12 protein-coding genes are annotated in these 17,772 nt (G+C 43.6%); 10 read left to right on the forward strand and 2 right to left on the reverse strand.

Annotated features, from left to right (window positions below; all coding sequences use genetic code 11):
• Nucleotides 1–158: 158 nt before the first annotated feature.
• The 3 genes from RDS42_RS04955 (at nt 159) to RDS42_RS04965 (ending at nt 3,140) form a co-directional block, all read left to right on the forward strand.
• A complete protein-coding gene (locus tag RDS42_RS04955; protein ID WP_308782666.1) occupies nt 159–950 on the forward strand; it encodes a nitroreductase family protein in 792 nt (263 codons plus the stop codon).
• A gap of 63 nt (nt 951–1,013) precedes the next feature.
• Entirely contained in the window at nt 1,014–1,982 is a 969-nt protein-coding gene (locus tag RDS42_RS04960; protein WP_308782667.1) for a Gfo/Idh/MocA family oxidoreductase, read from the forward strand.
• Nucleotides 1,983–2,003: 21 nt separating this feature from the next.
• Nucleotides 2,004–3,140, forward strand: a complete 1,137-nt coding sequence (locus RDS42_RS04965; protein ID WP_308782668.1) for a hypothetical protein — start codon at nt 2,004–2,006, stop codon at nt 3,138–3,140.
• A 113-nt stretch (nt 3,141–3,253) separates the two neighbouring features.
• Here RDS42_RS04965 and RDS42_RS04970 read toward each other — a convergent pair whose 3' ends face one another.
• Complete coding sequence (locus RDS42_RS04970; RefSeq protein ID WP_308782669.1) at nt 3,254–4,318, reverse strand: CAP domain-containing protein; 1,065 nt, start codon at nt 4,316–4,318, stop codon at nt 3,254–3,256.
• Nucleotides 4,319–4,469: 151 nt separating this feature from the next.
• A complete protein-coding gene (locus RDS42_RS04975; RefSeq protein WP_308782670.1) occupies nt 4,470–8,699 on the reverse strand; it encodes an acyl-CoA dehydratase activase-related protein in 4,230 nt (1,409 codons plus the stop codon).
• Between the two features lie 320 nt (nt 8,700–9,019).
• Between RDS42_RS04975 and tgt the strand changes: the two genes are divergently transcribed.
• The 7 genes from tgt to RDS42_RS05010 all read left to right on the forward strand — a co-directional run bounded on the left by tgt (nt 9,020) and on the right by RDS42_RS05010 (nt 17,706).
• Nucleotides 9,020–10,156, forward strand: coding sequence for a tRNA guanosine(34) transglycosylase Tgt (gene tgt, locus RDS42_RS04980; RefSeq protein ID WP_308782671.1), 1,137 nt, complete (start codon nt 9,020–9,022; stop codon nt 10,154–10,156).
• A gap of 127 nt (nt 10,157–10,283) precedes the next feature.
• Nucleotides 10,284–10,583, forward strand: coding sequence for a preprotein translocase subunit YajC (gene yajC / locus RDS42_RS04985; protein ID WP_308782672.1), 300 nt, complete (start codon nt 10,284–10,286; stop codon nt 10,581–10,583).
• A 356-nt stretch (nt 10,584–10,939) separates the two neighbouring features.
• On the forward strand, nt 10,940–12,022 hold the full coding sequence (leuB, locus tag RDS42_RS04990) for a 3-isopropylmalate dehydrogenase (protein ID WP_308782673.1): 1,083 nt from the start codon (nt 10,940–10,942) through the stop codon (nt 12,020–12,022).
• A gap of 69 nt (nt 12,023–12,091) precedes the next feature.
• Nucleotides 12,092–13,765, forward strand: coding sequence for a dihydroxy-acid dehydratase (ilvD, locus tag RDS42_RS04995; protein ID WP_308782674.1), 1,674 nt, complete (start codon nt 12,092–12,094; stop codon nt 13,763–13,765).
• A gap of 22 nt (nt 13,766–13,787) precedes the next feature.
• Nucleotides 13,788–15,464: a biosynthetic-type acetolactate synthase large subunit gene (ilvB, locus tag RDS42_RS05000; protein ID WP_308782675.1), complete on the forward strand. Its 1,677-nt coding sequence runs from the start codon at nt 13,788–13,790 to the stop codon at nt 15,462–15,464.
• Nucleotides 15,461–16,543 (forward strand): 3-phosphoserine/phosphohydroxythreonine transaminase, encoded by a 1,083-nt coding sequence (serC, locus tag RDS42_RS05005; protein ID WP_308782676.1) that lies wholly within the window; start codon nt 15,461–15,463, stop codon nt 16,541–16,543. The genes ilvB and serC overlap by 4 nt, the downstream gene beginning before the upstream one ends.
• On the forward strand, nt 16,543–17,706 hold the full coding sequence (locus RDS42_RS05010) for a phosphoglycerate dehydrogenase (RefSeq protein ID WP_308782677.1): 1,164 nt from the start codon (nt 16,543–16,545) through the stop codon (nt 17,704–17,706). Before serC ends, RDS42_RS05010 begins: the two co-directional genes overlap by 1 nt.
• Nucleotides 17,707–17,772: the final 66 nt, after the last annotated feature.

Here is a 17,772-nt window from a genome sequence, read left to right on the forward strand (position 1 = left end):
TTTTGAGAAAGTAATATATTTTTCAAAGGGAACTGGATTTGCAAACAGGCTTGATAAGAGTAAGCGCAGATGAATGATAAAAAATATTTTGGATGTAAACCCTGCGGAAAAGATGGAACAGCAGATTGGTTTGGTCTTTGAGGAAAAAGGAGAATCATATGGTAACGATCAATGAGGAAAAATGTATTGGATGTGGACTTTGTGCTGCTGACTGTAGTGTCGGCAGCATCATGATCAAAGATAAAAAGGCAGTGATCAAAAACGATTGCTTTCACTGCGGCCATTGCGTGGCAATCTGTCCGTCAGGGGCAGTATCCATACCAGAATACGATATGGATGACGTGGAAGAATATGAGAAGGAAAGTTTTTGTCTGGAACCGGAAAAGCTGCTGCACAGCATTAAATTCCGTCGTAGTGTCCGCAGCTATAAGCCGGTAAAGGTGCAGAGAGAAGAACTGGAAAAGCTGCTTCAGGCAGGAAGATATACGGCTACTGCAAAAAATAACCAGGACTGCTGCTTTGTGTTTGTCCAGAATGAGCTGGACAGGCTGAAAGAGATGGTCTGGGAGTACATTGATGAAATGGAGAAAAGGGAAGGGCGGAACATCGCAAGAGAGCTGCTTCCTTATGTTGCTTTTAACAGAAGAAGGAAAAAGGATCCAAAGGATGATTATTTATTCCGGAATGCACCGGTGGTTCTTTTTATCACTTCTGACTGGCCGCTGGATGCAGGCCTTGCGGCTCAGAATATAGAAAATATGGCGGTTTCTTTAGGATTGGGCGTTTTATATAATGGATATCTGGCAAGGATTGCAGAAGCAAACGAGGAACTGAAGCAGTGGCTGGATATAAAGGGAAAGACCATTAAGGCATGTATGCTGCTGGGATATCCGGAAAGAATCTATGCCAGAACAGCGCCAAGAAAAGAGGCAAATGTAATCTGGAAATAAAAAAGGAACGACATCTGTGCATTAAGATATCACAAAAAATAAAAGATCAGGGAGGATTATATTATGAGCAGAAAAGTAAAATGGGGAGTTTTAAGTACAGCAGATATTGCAAAGCGCTGCACTATACCAGGTATGCAAAAAGCGGAGAACTGTTGCCTGTATGGGATTGCGGGACGTTCAAAGGAAAAAGTGGATCAGTACAAAGAAACATTTGGTTTTGAAAAAGCGTATTATTCTATGGATGAAATGCTGGATGATCCGGACATCGAAGTAGTTTATATTCCGCTTCCGAATACCTTACATAAAGAGTGGGTATTAAAGGCCGCTGCAAAGGGAAAACATATTTTGTGTGAAAAGCCTTTATCAGGAACCGAGGCAGATGTAAAGGAAATGATCGACGCTTGTGAGAAAGCTGGAGTATTATTTATGGAAGCGTTTGCGTATTTACACAGTCCTCTGATCACTTCCGTAAAAGCAACACTGGATTCAGGAATCATTGGTGAGCTTTCTTTCATGGAGTCTATTTTTATCACTCCAGGATATACGCCGGATAATATCCGTGTCCGTCGTGAGACATTAGGCGGCTCTGTTTATGATCTGGGCTGCTATTGTACCAGCCTGATGTTGGCTTTATTTGGAGAGGAGCCAAAAGAAGTCAGGGCAATCGGTCATTTTACTGATCAGCACATTGATGATTTTGCTTCTGCATATTTTCATTTTGATGAAAACCGCAGAGCGTGCATGGTATCCGGTATGTGCTCTGCACAGAGAGGCGACCGGTTCTTCCTTTATGGAACAGAGGGAACCATTGAAGCGCCTATTCCTTTTAATGCAGATGGAGAACTTACTTATTATGTGAAAAAGGGAGAGGATTGTCAGGAGGTTCACGTGAGTGTGCGGGACAATTATTGTCTGGAAGTAGAGCAGCTTGGAAATTGTATCCTGAACGGAGAACAGCCCCATGTGACCCATGAATTTTCTTTACAGAATGCCCGGGTGATGGATAAAATTTTAAAAGAGATCGGGTATTGATCCAAAATGAAAGTAGGATTTATGAAAAAGAAAAAAATTATAACATGGATATTGAGCCTTGTGACAGCCTCGGCATCTATATGTATGGTATCAGCGCAGCCACAGGAAAAAGCAACCCAAATAATGGGAGATCAAATTAAAAATAATCTAAATAACGAGATTTCCGCACCTGCAGCAAGAACAGAAGTTGAGGAAGAACCCAAAGGGGATGTTCAGGAAGGATTATATGTTGTGCCAGGTACCCAGGATTATTTATTTATCAAAGAAACGGAGGGAACAATTTCATTTCATGCAAAATGGAAGAATGCTGGAGAGATAAAAAGCAGTGCTGTGTTTTTTAAAGAAAATAAGTATTCTTTTCAGAATGGAGATGATGAAAAAGGTGACAGTATTTCGGGGAATTTGATATTTGAAGATAAAAAGGCGAGTTTAGTATTTAATGAAGACTGGTTTCTTCCTAGGAAAACAGAATATATATGGCTGAGAGATGCTATGTGGGAATTTTCAAATGAGCAATTAGAAGAAATGTCCAGAGAATTGGGAGTTCCGGATAGTCTGAATGTGAGTTATATTCAGGATGAGGCTTTTTATTGGGATGAAGGAGAGAAATATCTTAGCCATGTGCATGTCATATATCAGGATAGGGAAGTGGCAGGCGTACAGGCAGATTCTTTTACGGGAGAAATGGTAAAAGAGATATATACTTATTCCTCAGATCTGCAGACAGAAAATTCAAATATTGATGTTGAAACAGAGGTTCTGGATATCAGGGAAGATTATAATGAGATAATGCAAAATATTTCAAATCATAAATATACAGAAGGACAATTGAGCAACGGTGCAGTTTTTTATATGGGTGAAAAAGGACTGGCATCCATTGTTGTCCCGAAAAATATAGATGGGAGTGAATACAGCAGATCTTATTATTATAGAGACGGAGAATTGTTTTTTGCCTATTATGAGGGAAAAGATGCTCATCGGTTTTATCTGACACAGGGAAGACTGATACGATGGAGATATTCAGCTGATGCAGCAAATCCACAGAATGCGATAAACCATGATAGAGAAAACTCTCAGGAATATCTTGAAATGGGAAAGAGACTTAATCAGGATAATTATGCATTACAGCCGTATTTAGATGAATATTTTGGAGTGTAAATACGGAATCAGAAAACCGTTGGATCTGAACATATTTTCTGTGATTTATATACAGAGAAAAAGTTACAAATCCAGCGGTTTTTGCTTATAAAATTTTATACAGGCAGATTATTTTATGAGGATTGGGACCATACTGGATTCCTTAGGAATATCTGCACCCAGTTTGACTTTCCGTTAGAGCGATAAAATCCGACACAAAGGTGGGTAAAAGAGGGATTCAGGATATTTGCCCTGTGTCCGGGACTGTTCATCCAGAGATTCATAACTCCCTGAGGAGTGGAAGCACGGGAATATCCCGCAGCGATATTTTCGCCTGATGCCCATGAATGGATATTATATTCGGAAAGTATGGAAAAACAGGAGCTTCCATTTGGCCGGATGTGATCGAAAAGTTGATTGATTTCTTTGGCGCGCTTCATGGCCGCTTTGTCCCCAGGTACATATGCCTTAAGCAAAGGAAGTCCTGCTTTTTTTCGTTCTTTGTTTACCAGATTTAGAACCTGGGATGCCATTCGGGAAGCTTCTGACTGAATACGGACAGTAACCTTACAGGTTGCTTTTTTTCCAGATCCGTCTCTGGCAGAAACAGTGATGACAGTGGTTCCATTGGAGACTGCAGTAACCTTACCTGAACCGTTTACAGTGGCTGCTTTTGGATTGGAGCTTTTCCAGATGATGGATCTGTTTGTAGCATTACGCGGTAAAACAGACGCAGATAAATGGTAACTGCTGCCTTTTTTGTTAAAGGCCAGAGAGGTACGGTTCAGTTTTATCTGACTGACCCGAAGAGGTACAGTAATGGTTCTTCCTTTTTTATCGTAGGGACCCTGTTTACGGGAATATTTGTTATACCCACGAACCACGTAGGTGTATTTTTTTCCACCTGTCAGAGGACATTTGGAAGTAGATATATGTGTATAAGAGGTTCCGGTCGTAGAAGATATATATTTCCATGACCGGGCACCGTATTGTTTATAGTAAATACGATAGCCGGTTGCCCGGGTTGTTTTTTTCCAGGAAAGGGTTACTTTTCTGGAAGGTGAGGCGGAAATTTTGGCAATGGTTACTTTTGCCGGAACTGCAGAATTTGAAGCGGCAGATATGCTGGCAGAACTCAGTATAGAAACAAACAGAATCATACTGAATAAGACAGCTATCCATCTTTTTTTCTTTTTCATAGCGTCATCTCCTTATGAAATAAATTTTGACAGACAAGGGGTTCTTATGACAGTATTATACAATAGAACCTGGATTTTGTCTCTATCCATGCTGTAAATAAAAATCCTCAAACCGCGATTATGGCAGTTTGAGGATTTTTGTGTCGGGAAATTATTCTTTTTTATCTAAATTCTTCATTGCAGTAGACAGCATCAGTTTGATACGGTTCAGCTGGTTTACTTCACTTGCTCCGGGATCGTAGTCAATGGCAACGATATTGGCGCCTGGATGAGTCCGGCGTATCTCCTTGATCACGCCCTTGCCCACGATATGGTTGGGCAGGCATCCGAAAGGCTGGATGCAGACGATATTCGGAACTCCTCCATTGATCAGTTCCAGCATTTCTCCTGTAAGGAACCAGCCTTCTCCGGTCTGGTTGCCCGGGGAGACGATTGGTTCAGCCATTTTTGCAAGGTCACGGATATCTGCCGCAGGAGAAAAATGACGGCTTTGTTCCAACGCCTCGTTGGCTGCTTTTCTCAGCCAGTCAATTGCTTTGATTCCCCAGTTGGCAACATCGGCTTTAGATTTTTTGAAGCCTAGATATTCTGACTTAAAATTCTGGTTGAAGAAACAGTAGCTGATAAAGTCGATGAGATCCGGGCATACAGCTTCGGCCCCCTCTTCTTCCAGAAGCTCTGCCAGATGGTTGTTGGCAGCAGGAAGGAATTTTACAAGAATTTCTCCGACAATTCCTACGCGGGGCTTACGCTGACCGGTAATAGGAATCATATCAAAATCATGAACCATTTCTCTGCACAGCTTTTTAAAATGGACATGACTGACGCTTCCGCTTTGGATAAAGGCAATAGCTCTCTGTTCCCAGATTTTGTGTTTTCGGTTTACGATGCCTTTTTCCTGTTCATAAGGACGCATCCGATAAACGCATTTCATAAGGATATCTCCAAATACAGCGCCATAGCAGATTTTCTTTACAAGAGGAAGCGTGAGCTTGAAACCGGGATTGCTTTCCAGTCCGCTTAAATTAAGTGAGATTACCGGAACCTGCTCCATTCCGGCTTTTTTCAGAGCACGGCGGATAAAAGCAATATAGTTGGAAGCACGGCATCCACCGCCGGTCTGGCTCATGATCACGGCTGTTTTATCCAGATCATATTTACCGGATAAAAGTGCGTCCATGATCTGTCCTACAACAATCAGAGAAGGATAGCAGGCATCGTTATTTACGTATTTCAGTCCAACATCCACAGCCTCCCGGTTGTCGCTGGGAAGTACTTCAAAATGATAGCCGCAGGTATTAAAAGCTGCCTGAATGATATTAAAATGGAAAGGTGACATCTGCGGGCAGAGGATGGTATAATCCTTTTTCATTTCTTTTGTAAAGACAACTTTTTCTATAGAAGCTGGCTGAAGCTCGCGTTTTTTATGCTGCTTTTCTTTGGCGCGAAGGGCTGCCAGAAGAGAGCGGATGCGGATACGGGCGGCTCCGAGATTATTTACTTCGTCAATCTTTAAACAGGTATAAATTTTACCGCTTCCGTCCAGAATCTCGTATACTTCATCTGTAGTAACCGCATCCAAACCGCAGCCGAAAGAATTCAGCTGGATCAGATCCAGGTCTTCCCGTGTTTTGACAAAGCTTGCTGCTGCATAAAGGCGGGAATGGTACATCCACTGATCGTTGACGCGGATAGGCCGTTCAATTTTTGCCAGATGGGAGATAGAATCCTCTGTAAGGACTGCAAGCCCGTAGCTGTTGATCAGATCCGGGATTCCGTGGTGGATTTCCGGATCGATATGGTAAGGACGTCCTGCAAGGACGATTCCACGGCGTCCTGTTTTCTCAAGGTAGGCAAGAGTTTCTTCCCCCTTTTTCTCGATATCGTTTCTTGCGGCAGAAAGCTCTTTCCAGGCCGCATGGGCAGCTTCACGTACCTCTTTTGCGGGAAGTTCTGAAAATACCTGCACAAGCCGGTCAGTCAGAACCACTTCCGAAGTAAAGGCCAGGAAAGGATTACGGAAATCAATATCTGGATCATGGAGCTCATCCACATTGTTTTTGATATTTTCCGCATAGGAGGTAACGATAGGGCAGTTGTAGTGATTTACTGCATCTGGAAATTCATTTCTTTCATAGGGAATACAGGGATAAAAAATAAATTTGATTCCCTTTTTCAAAAGCCAGGTTACGTGTCCATGTACCATTTTTGCAGGATAACATTCAGATTCGCTGGGGATGGATTCAATTCCCAGCTCGTAAATCTTTCTGGTGGATGTAGGAGAAAGAACCACTTCGTAGTTCAGCTTTGTGAAGAAGGTGAACCAGAAAGGATAATTCTCAAACATGTTCAGTACCCTGGGAATTCCCACTTTTCCACGAGAAGCACGGTCAGGGGAAAGCGGTTCATAAGAGAAGATTCTCTTATACTTGTATTCATACAGGTTTGGTACATGATCTTTGTTTTTTTCTTTGCCAATGCCTCGTTCACAGCGGTTTCCGCTGACAAACTGGCGGCCGCCGCTGAATTTATTGATGGTAAGGCGGCAGTTGTTGGTGCATCCCCGGCAGTTTGCCATGGAAGTGCTGTATTTCAGAACATTGATCTTGTCAATAGAGAGCATGGAGGTCTCTTTGCCTTCTTCATATCTTTCACGGGCAATCAGCGCTGCGCCAAAAGCTCCCATGATGCCGGCAATATCAGGACGGATCGCCTGGCAGTCCGCTATTTTTTCAAAGCTTCTCAGAACAGCGTCATTATAGAAGGTCCCTCCCTGGACAACAATATGTTTTCCAAGCTCAGAAGCATCTGAAACTTTTATTACCTTATAGAGAGCATTTTTTATTACAGAATAAGCCAGTCCGGCAGAAATATCAGAAACCTCTGCTCCCTCTTTCTGCGCCTGCTTTACTTTGGAATTCATAAAGACTGTACATCTGGTTCCAAGATCGATGGGATGTTCAGCAAAAAGAGCAGCTTTTGCAAAATCCTGCACGCTGTAGTTCAGAGACTTTGCAAAGGTTTCGATAAAGGAACCACAGCCCGAGGAACAGGCTTCATTAAGCTGTACACTGTCTACAGTCTGATTTTTGATTTTAATACATTTCATATCCTGCCCGCCAATATCCAGGATACAGTCTACTTCAGGGTCAAAGAATGCAGCGGCATAGTAGTGAGAAACTGTTTCTACCTCTCCTTCGTCCAGAAGAAGGGCAGCTTTGATCAGTGCTTCTCCGTATCCGGTAGAACAGGAATAGGCAATATGAGCGTCTTCCGGCATCAGAGAATAAATTTCCTGAATGGAACGGATGGCAGTTTTTAAGGGGCTTCCGTTATTATTGCTGTAGAAGGAATACAGAAGACTTCCGTCTTCTCCTACAAGGGCTGTTTTTGTAGTGGTGCTTCCTGCATCAATGCCCAGATAACAGTTTCCATGATAAGAAGAAAGTTCTCCGGCAGAGACCTTGTAGGAACTCTGACGCTGTGCAAACTCCTGGTAATCCTCCTGCGAAGAAAAAAGTGGTTCCATACGTTCTACTTCGAAATCCAGCTTGATAGAATTGCGAAGCTGATTTCTCAGAGCTGTAAGGGAAACCGAAACTTCCTCTTTTGCATTCAGCGCAGATCCGATGGCTGCAAAAAGATGGGAATTGTCAGGAACAATGGTGTGCTCCTCATCCAGCTTCAATGTACGGATAAAGGCAGCCTTCAGTTCAGACAGAAAATGAAGAGGACCGCCTAAAAATGCCACATGTCCCCGGATAGGTTTTCCGCAGGCAAGTCCGGAAATAGTCTGATTTACCACAGCCTGAAAAATGGATGCAGAAAGATCTTCTTTTGTGGCTCCCTCATTGATCAGCGGCTGGATGTCTGTTTTTGCAAAAACACCGCAGCGGGCAGCAATGGGATAAAGTGCCTTGTAATTTTTGGCGTACTCATTCAGTCCCGGAGCATCTGTCTGCAGAAGAGATGCCATCTGATCGATAAAGGATCCGGTACCTCCTGCACAGATTCCATTCATACGCTGTTCAATATTTCCATCTTCAAAATAAATGATCTTGGCGTCCTCACCGCCCAGTTCTATAGCTACATCTGTCTGTGGGGCGATTTTCTGGAGGGAAGAGGAAACGGCAATGACTTCCTGGACAAAAGGAATTTCCAGATGATTGGCAAGGGTCAGACCTCCGGATCCGGTGATCACCGGATGCAGGGTGAGCTCGCCAAGCTTCTGGTATGCTTTCTGGAGGAGATCAGCGAGAGTTTCCTGTATATTGGCAAAGTGTCTCTCGTAGTCGGCGAACAGTAAGGTGTCGTTTTCATCAAGAATCGCAATCTTTACAGTAGTAGATCCGATATCAATTCCCAATGTATATGTACTCATAAAGTGTGAATCAGCCTCCTAATCTTGTATCAGTTTCGTTGTATTGCATGTGTTCTTTCTTATTAAAAGTATGTCAAAATATAAAGATTCCGTAACATTATACGACAAAGTTTTTGAAATGACAATGCACAACTTTCACAATTTGTAAGGGAAATATAAGGAAGAAAACCAGAATATGGATGAAAAAAATCGAAATTTTAATTTATGGAAAAAAAGCTGAAAAGCCAGATGCAAGAAGTGAAAATCCCTTTCCGGACGCTTTACATTTGAGAAAATTCCAGTTATACTGAAATACAAATGAATTTCAGAAAGGGAAAAATATGGCAGAATATAAATTACTGAAAACAGAAGGACGTGCCAAACGGGCAGAGTTTCACACAGTCCACGGTACGATCCAGACTCCTGTATTTATGAATGTAGGAACGATTGGAGCCATTAAAGGAGCTGTATCTACCATGGATCTCCATGAGATCGGCACCCAGGTAGAGCTTTCCAATACTTACCATCTTCATGTTCGCCCAGGCGACAAGGTGGTGAAACAGCTGGGCGGTCTTCATAAGTTTATGGTGTGGGATAAGCCCATACTGACAGACTCCGGCGGATTTCAGGTGTTTTCTCTTGCAAAACTCCGTAAGATTAAGGAGGAAGGGGTTCATTTCCAGTCTCATATTGACGGACATAAGATCTTTATGGGACCGGAGGAAAGCATGCAGATCCAGTCGAATCTTGCGTCTACTATAGCAATGGCTTTTGATGAGTGCCCAAGCAGCGTGGCGGATCGTGATTATGTACAGAAGTCTGTAGAACGTACAACCCGCTGGCTGGCACGGTGTAAAAAAGAAATGGAACGTCTGAACAGTCTGCCGGATACCATCAATAAAAATCAGCTTCTTTTTGGTATCAACCAGGGGGCCGTTTATGAAGATATCCGTATCCAGCACGCCAAGGAGATCGCAAAGATGGATCTGGACGGTTATGCAGTAGGAGGACTTGCAGTAGGAGAAACACATGAGGAAATGTATCGAATTCTGGATGCGGTGGTTCCTTATCTGCCGCAGGACAAGCCTACCTATCTGATGGGTGTGGGAACTCCGGCAAATATTCTGGAGGGTGTAGAGCGTGGTGTGGACTTCTTTGACTGTGTATATCCAAGCAGGAACGGACGTCATGGACATGTATATACCAATCATGGAAAAATGAACATGTTCAACGCCAAATACGAACTGGATACCAGACCTATTGAAGAGGGCTGCCAGTGTCCGGCCTGCCGTCATTACAGCAGAGCCTATATCCGACATCTTCTGAAAGCAAAAGAGATGCTGGGAATGCGTCTTTGTGTGCTTCATAACCTGTATTTTTATAATCACATGATGGAAGAGATCAGAGATGCCCTGGATGCAGGGAATTTTGCAGAATATAAGAAGATGCGTCTGGATGGTTTCCAGAGAGGTGAATAAATTGTGAAAAAATTGCATAAGCGCAGAAAAAACAATAAAAACACTTGAAGAAAATTCTATTTTTGTGTATGATGGGTTATAATGCCTGCGGGCAGGAAACGACAGCTAGGAAACAGGAGGAAACAAAATGGAAGCAAATGGAGCTGCAAGTATGGGCATGATGATCATATGGATGGTAGTGATTTTTGGTATCATGTATTTCCTGATGATCCGTCCTCAGAAAAAAGAGCAGAAAAGACTTCAGACTATGCTGAACAGCATGGAAGTAGGCGACAGCGTTGTTACAACAAGCGGATTTTACGGTGTAGTGATCGATATGACAGAAGAAGACGTGATCGTAGAATTCGGAAACAACAAAAACTGCCGTATCCCTATGAGAAAACAGGCAATCGCAGAAGTTGAGAAAGCGGAACAGGCTGCTCAGTAATGAATGAAAGATAGGTGCTGCATATGCAGCACTTATTTTTTTGTTAGTAGAAAAGGAGTACATTCTGTCCTGACTTTCCTAATAAACAAAAAATGCTCCTTAGGGAGTTTGAAGGGGACTTGTCCGCTTTGTTCTACAACACCGCTTTGTTAAAAAAATAGAAAATTGCATGAAAAAAACCTGAAAACAGAGGAAGCTGAAGAGATGTAGTCAGAATGACGGACGTTTGAACGTTAACAGCATACAATTTTTCACTTTAACAGGTTGAAATCTTTCGCAAAGTGCGTTATTATAGTAACAATCCAATTTGAAAGGAAGCTGCAGGGTGATTTTCCTGCAGAAAGAGGAAAAAGAAAATGGAATATAAGATCGCGCTGATTCCCGGCGACGGGATAGGACCGGAAATCGTAAGAGAGGCAAAAAAAGTTCTGGATGCCGTCTGTGCTAAATTCGGTCATACATTTAGTTATTCAGAAATCCTTCTTGGGGGAGCATCTATTGATGTACACGGTGTTCCGCTTACTGAGGAGGCTGTTGCTGCAGCCAAAGCGGCAGATGCAGTCCTTATGGGTTCTATTGGGGGGGACGCAAAGACTTCGCCCTGGTATCAGCTGGAACCGGCCAGACGTCCGGAAGCAGGGCTTCTGGCTATTCGTAAGGCACTGAATCTTTTTGCAAATCTTCGGCCCGCTTATCTTTATCAGGAGCTGAAAGAAGCCTGTCCTCTGAAGGAAGAGATTATAGGAGAAGGGTTTGATATGATCATTGTCAGAGAACTGACAGGCGGTCTTTATTTTGGAGAACGTAAAACTACAGAGGAAAATGGCATAAAAACTGCAGTGGATACACTTTCCTATAATGAAAACGAAATCCGCCGTATTGCAGTAAAGGCTTTTGATATTGCAATGAAGAGAAAGAAAAAAGTCACAAGTGTGGACAAAGCCAATGTGCTTGACTCCTCCCGTCTGTGGAGAAGCGTAGTAGAAAAGGTGGCAGAGGATTATCCAGAAGTAACACTGGAACATATGCTGGTTGATAACTGTGCCATGCAGCTGGTACATGACCCGGCACAGTTTGATGTGATCCTGACAGAAAATATGTTTGGAGATATTTTATCGGATGAAGCAAGTATGGTGACCGGGTCTATTGGTATGTTGTCTTCGGCAAGTCTGAATGATACAAAATTCGGACTTTATGAGCCCAGTCATGGATCTGCGCCGGATATCGCAGGACAGAATAAAGCCAATCCAATCGCTACCATTCTTTCGGCAGCAATGATGCTTCGTTATTCTCTTGATCTTGATAAAGAGGCAGATGCAGTTGAAGAGGCAGTACAGAAAGTTCTGGCGGACGGATGGCGTACAGGAGATATTATGAGTGAAGGCTGCATGCTTACAGGTACGGAACAGATGGGTGATCTGATCGCAGCAGCAGTATAAAAATAAATTTACCGGAAGGCTGATCCTATAAGGTCAGCGGCCTAAGAATACAGAAGGGAGAGATAAAAAATGAGAAGTGATGCAGTAAAAAAAGGTTCACAGCAGGCACCGCACAGGTCCCTGTTTAATGCTCTTGGATTTACAAAAGAAGAAATGGAACGCCCTATGGTGGGTATTGTAAGTTCTTATAATGAAATTGTTCCCGGACATATGAATCTGGATAAGATTGTGGATGCAGTGAAGCAGGGAGTGGCTATGGCAGGCGGAACACCTGTTGTATTTCCAGCTATTGCAGTTTGCGATGGCATTGCAATGGGACATACGGGAATGAAATATTCTCTGGTGACAAGAGACCTGATTGCAGATTCAACAGAGGCAATGGCAATGGCTCATCAGTTTGACGCTCTTGTTATGGTTCCAAACTGTGATAAGAATGTTCCGGGGCTTTTGATGGCAGCGGCAAGAATTAATGTTCCTACAATATTTGTCAGCGGCGGTCCTATGATGGCAGGCCGTATCCACGGACATAAGACAAGCCTTTCCAGTATGTTCGAGGCAGTAGGCGCTTATGCAGCAGGAAATATTACAGAGGATGAGCTGACAGAATATGAAAATAAAACCTGTCCTACATGTGGATCCTGCTCTGGTATGTATACTGCCAATTCTATGAACTGTCTGACGGAAGTTCTTGGTATGGGTCTTCGGGGAAATGGAACGATTCCGGCTGTATATTCGGAGCGTATCCGTCTGGCAAAACATGCGGGAATGCAGGTAATGGAACTGTACAGACGGAATATCCGTCCAAGAGATATCATGACGGAAGATGCTATTCTGAATGCGCTTACAGTAGATATGGCTCTGGGCTGTTCTACCAACAGCATGCTTCATCTTCCTGCAATCGCTCATGAAATAGGCATGGATTTTGATATCAGCTTTGCAAATGAGATCAGTGAAAAAACACCGAATCTCTGTCACCTTGCTCCGGCAGGTCCAACTTATATGGAGGATCTGAATGAGGCAGGCGGTGTCTATGCAGTGATGAATGTGCTGAATAAAAAAGGACTTTTGCACACAGATTGTATGACTGTAACCGGAAAAACAGTAGGAGAAAATATCCAAAATTGTATAAATCTGAATCCTGAGGTTATCCGTCCGATTGATGCACCGTACAGTCAGACAGGTGGTCTTGCAGTCCTGAAAGGAAATCTGGCTCCGGACGGCGGTGTAGTAAAACGCTCCGCTGTGGTGGAGGAGATGATGGTTCATGAGGGACCGGCCAGAGTTTTTGACTGTGAAGAAGATGCAATTGAAGCTATTAAAGGAGGAAAGATTGTTTCTGGTGATGTGGTAGTGATCCGGTACGAGGGACCGAAAGGTGGTCCGGGAATGCGTGAGATGCTGAATCCTACTTCTGCCATTGCTGGTATGGGGCTGGGCTCTTCTGTAGCCCTGATCACAGACGGGCGTTTCAGCGGAGCATCCCGAGGCGCTTCTATTGGACATGTTTCTCCGGAAGCGGCAGTAGGCGGACCGATCGCCCTGATCGAGGAGGGCGACATCATCAGTATTGATATTCCGGGACTGAAGCTGGAAGTTAGGGTTTCAGATGAAGAAATGGAAGCAAGAAAGGCGAAATGGCAGCCAAGAGAGCCGAAAGTAACAACCGGCTATCTGGCAAGATATGCGGCAATGGTAACATCCGGAAACAGAGGTGCGATCCTGGAAGTTCCGAAGGCAAAATAAAGGGGAATAAGGAGGAAAAACTATGCAGATGACAGGTGCGGAGATCATCATAGAATGTCTGAAGGAGCAGGGCGTGGATACTGTTTTCGGTTATCCGGGCGGCGCTATCCTGAATGTCTATGATGCACTTTATAAATATAAGGATGATATTCACCATATTTTGACCTCTCATGAGCAGGGCGCTGCTCATGCGGCAGACGGCTATGCCCGTGCAACCGGGAAAGTAGGTGTCTGTATGGCAACTTCAGGACCGGGTGCCACCAACCTGGTAACCGGAATCGCCACAGCCATGATGGATTCAGTGCCGGTGGTGGCAATTACCGCTAATGTAGGCAAGCCTCTTCTTGGAAAAGATTCTTTTCAGGAGGTAGACATTGCAGGGATTGTGATGCCGATCACGAAACACAGTTATATTGTAAAAGATATCGAAAAACTTGCAGATACGATCCGGAAAGCTTTTTATATTGCAAAAAGCGGACGCCCGGGTCCGGTACTTGTGGATGTGACAAAGGATGTCACAGGTGCCCTTTATGAGTATTCTCCACGTCGTCCGGCAACGGTAAACCGGGAGACCAGTGAAATCCATAAGACAGATGTGGAAAACGCTGTAAAAATGATCCAGAATGCAGAAAAGCCGTTTATTTTTGTTGGCGGTGGAGCGGTGATTTCCGGCGCGTCCAAAGAGATTACAGAGCTGTCTCACAGAATCCAGGCTCCGGTATGTGACAGTCTTATGGGAAAAGGCGGATTTTCAGGAGAGGATCCTTATTATACAGGAATGCTTGGCATGCATGGAACAAAGACTTCTAATCTGGGTGTCAGCCAGTGTGATCTCCTTATTGTTCTGGGAGCCCGTTTCAGTGATCGTGTAACTGGAAACGTTAAAACTTTTGCAAATAAGGCGAAAATTTTACAGGTAGATATTGATGCGGCTGAGATCAACAAAAACGTACTTGTAGACGCTTATATTGAAGGGGATGTAAAAGAAGTTCTCCGCAGACTCCTTGAGGAAATTCCGGAAAAGAGACATCCAAAATGGATGGAACATATCCAGGAAATGAAAGCAAAATATCCTCTGAATTATGACCATACACAGCTTACAGGTCCTTATGTGATCGAAAAGCTTTACGAGCTGACCGGCGGTGATGCGATCATTACTACAGATGTGGGACAGCATCAGATGTGGGCGGCTCAGTATTATAAATACAAAGAACCAAGAACATTCCTGACTTCCGGAGGACTGGGAACCATGGGCTATGGTCTTGGTGCTGCTATCGGAGCAAAAATGGGAAGACCTGATAAAACAGTGGTAAATATCGCTGGAGACGGTTGTTTCCGAATGAACATGAATGAGATTGCAACAGCAGTGCGCTGTGGAAAGCCGCTTGTACAGATCGTCCTGAACAATCACGTTCTTGGAATGGTACGTCAGTGGCAGACTTTGTTCTACGATCACAGATATTCACATACTGTATTAAATGATGCAGTGGATTTTGTGAAGATATCTGAGGGAATGGGCGCGAAAGCGATCCGTGTCACAAAAATGGAAGAAGTAGAGCCGGCTCTTAAAGAGGCTCTGGCTTCAAACGGACCTGTGGTTCTGGACTGCTGGATCGACCAGGATCTGAGCGTATTTCCAATGGTGCCTGCCGGTGCAAGCATTGATGATGTTTTTGATGAGGAGGATATGAAAAAATGAGCAGAGTTTACAATTTTTCCGCAGGTCCGGCCGTATTGCCGGAACCTGTACTGAAAGAAGTGGCAGCAGAGATGATGGATTATCAGGGCAGCGGCATGTCTGTTATGGAGATGAGCCACAGAAGCCCTGAATTCCAGAAGATCATTGATGATGCAGAACAGGATCTTCGTGATCTGATGAACATTCCGGATAATTATAAAGTCCTTTTTCTGCAGGGCGGAGCCTCCCAGCAGTTTGCCATGATTCCCATGAACCTGATGAAAAACGGAGTGGCTGATTATATCGTAACAGGGCAGTGGGCAAAAAAAGCTTATCAGGAAGCACAGAAATATGGAAAAGTCAATAAAATTGCTTCTTCGGAAGACAAAACCTTTTCCTATATTCCGGACTGCAGCAATCTGGAGATCAGCCCGGATGCAGATTATGTGTATATCTGCGAAAATAACACGATTTATGGAACAAAATACAAAACTCTTCCTGATACAAAGGGAAAAACCTTGGTAGCAGATGTTTCTTCCTGCTTTTTGTCTGAACCGGTGGACGTTAGTAGATACGGTATTATTTATGGCGGTGTACAGAAGAATATCGGACCGGCAGGCATGGTCATTGTGATCATCCGCGAAGATCTGATCACAGAGGATGTGCTCCCGGGAACACCTACCATGCTTACATATAAGACTCATGCAGACGCGGGTTCTCTTTATAATACCCCAAATGCTTACTGCATTTATGTGTGCGGAAAGGTATTCAAATGGCTGAAATCCATGGGCGGCCTTGAGGAGATGAAGAGAAGAAACGAAGAAAAGGCAAAGATCCTCTATGATTTTCTGGATGAGAGCATACTTTTTAAAGGAACAGTAGAGCCGGCCTCCCGTTCTCTTATGAATGTGCCTTTTGTGACCGGAGATAAAGAACTGGATGCAAAATTCGTAAAAGAAGCCAAGGCTGCAGGACTTGTAAACCTGAAAGGACACAGAACTGTTGGAGGTATGCGTGCAAGTATCTATAACGCAATGCCAAAGGAAGGTGTAGAAGCACTGGTAGCATTTATGAAAAAATTTGAGGAGGAGAATGCATAATGTTTCAGTATCATTGCCTGAACCCGATCGCTGAAAAAGGTTTGAATCTGTTCAGTGAAGATTATAAAAAAACAGAAGACATAAATGAAACAGATGCCATTCTGGTAAGAAGCGCCAAAATGCATGAAATGGAGCTTTCTGAAAACGTAAAAGCTATTGCTCGTGCCGGTGCCGGAGTAAACAATATCCCGGTGGCAGAATGCGCAGAAAAAGGGATTGTTGTCTTTAATACTCCCGGTGCTAATGCCAATGGTGTCAAAGAACTTGTTCTTGCAGGAATGCTCCTTGCTTCCCGTGACATCGTAGGCGGCATTGAATGGGTGGCAGATCAGAAGGATAATGAAAATATTGATAAACTGGCTGAAAAACAGAAAAAACAGTTTGCAGGCTGCGAGATCAGCGGCAAAAAGCTGGGTATTATCGGACTTGGCGCGATCGGCGCTCTTGTTGCAAACTCAGCTACACATCTGGGAATGGAAGTTTATGGATATGATCCGTATATATCCATTGATGCAGCATGGAATCTTTCCAGAACCATTAAACACAGCAAATCTCTGGATGAAATCTACAGCCAGTGCGATTACATTACAATACATGTCCCGCTTCTTGACAGCACCAGAAAGATGATAAACAAAGACGCTTTTGATAAGATGAAAGACGGTGTTGTTTTGCTGAACTTTGCAAGAGATCTTCTTGTTGATGAGGAAGCTCTGATTGAAGCTATCGAAAACGGAAAAGTGAAGAAATATGTTACCGATTTTGCTAATCCTCTTGTAGCAGGCCGCGAGGGAATTCTGGTCACTCCTCATCTTGGAGCATCTACAGAAGAATCAGAAGAAAACTGTGCAGTTATGGCAGTAAAAGAACTGAGGAATTTCCTGGAAAACGGAAATATTAAAAATTCTGTCAATTTCCCGGACTGCGATATGGGAACCTGCGTGGCAGTAGGACGTATTGCCATCTGTCACAAAAATATCCCGAATATGATCAGTCAGGTCACTCAGATCCTTGGGGCAGAGGGACTGAACATTGCAGATATGACAAACAAAAGTAAAGGCGAATTTGCTTATACACTTATTGATCTGGAAAGTGCTGCTTCCAGAGAGGCTCTGGCAGCGCTTCAGGCAATAGACGGAGTATCCAAGGTACGCGTGATCAAATAAATAAGTAAAAAGGGGCTATCGGTTAATACCGATTTTTAGGCTCTAAATCTTAAAATACGAATCTCC

The organism is uncultured Blautia sp., assembly GCF_902497045.1.
Taxonomy (GTDB): domain Bacteria; phylum Bacillota; class Clostridia; order Lachnospirales; family Lachnospiraceae; genus Blautia_A.

Bases quoted from the DNA above. Each gene is read 5' to 3' on its own strand.
- RDS42_RS04955 (WP_308782666.1), top strand. From the start codon at position 159: ATGGTAACGATCAATGAGGAAAAATGTATTGGATGTGGACTTTGTGCT.
- RDS42_RS04960 (WP_308782667.1), top strand. From the start codon at position 1,014: ATGAGCAGAAAAGTAAAATGGGGAGTTTTAAGTACAGCAGATATTGCA.
- RDS42_RS04965 (WP_308782668.1), top strand. From the start codon at position 2,004: ATGAAAAAGAAAAAAATTATAACATGGATATTGAGCCTTGTGACAGCC.
- RDS42_RS04970 (WP_308782669.1), bottom strand. From the start codon at position 4,318: ATGAAAAAGAAAAAAAGATGGATAGCTGTCTTATTCAGTATGATTCTG.
- RDS42_RS04975 (WP_308782670.1), bottom strand. From the start codon at position 8,699: ATGAGTACATATACATTGGGAATTGATATCGGATCTACTACTGTAAAG.
- tgt (WP_308782671.1), top strand. From the start codon at position 9,020: ATGGCAGAATATAAATTACTGAAAACAGAAGGACGTGCCAAACGGGCA.
- yajC (WP_308782672.1), top strand. From the start codon at position 10,284: ATGGAAGCAAATGGAGCTGCAAGTATGGGCATGATGATCATATGGATG.
- leuB (WP_308782673.1), top strand. From the start codon at position 10,940: ATGGAATATAAGATCGCGCTGATTCCCGGCGACGGGATAGGACCGGAA.
- ilvD (WP_308782674.1), top strand. From the start codon at position 12,092: ATGAGAAGTGATGCAGTAAAAAAAGGTTCACAGCAGGCACCGCACAGG.
- ilvB (WP_308782675.1), top strand. From the start codon at position 13,788: ATGCAGATGACAGGTGCGGAGATCATCATAGAATGTCTGAAGGAGCAG.
- serC (WP_308782676.1), top strand. From the start codon at position 15,461: ATGAGCAGAGTTTACAATTTTTCCGCAGGTCCGGCCGTATTGCCGGAA.
- RDS42_RS05010 (WP_308782677.1), top strand. From the start codon at position 16,543: ATGTTTCAGTATCATTGCCTGAACCCGATCGCTGAAAAAGGTTTGAAT.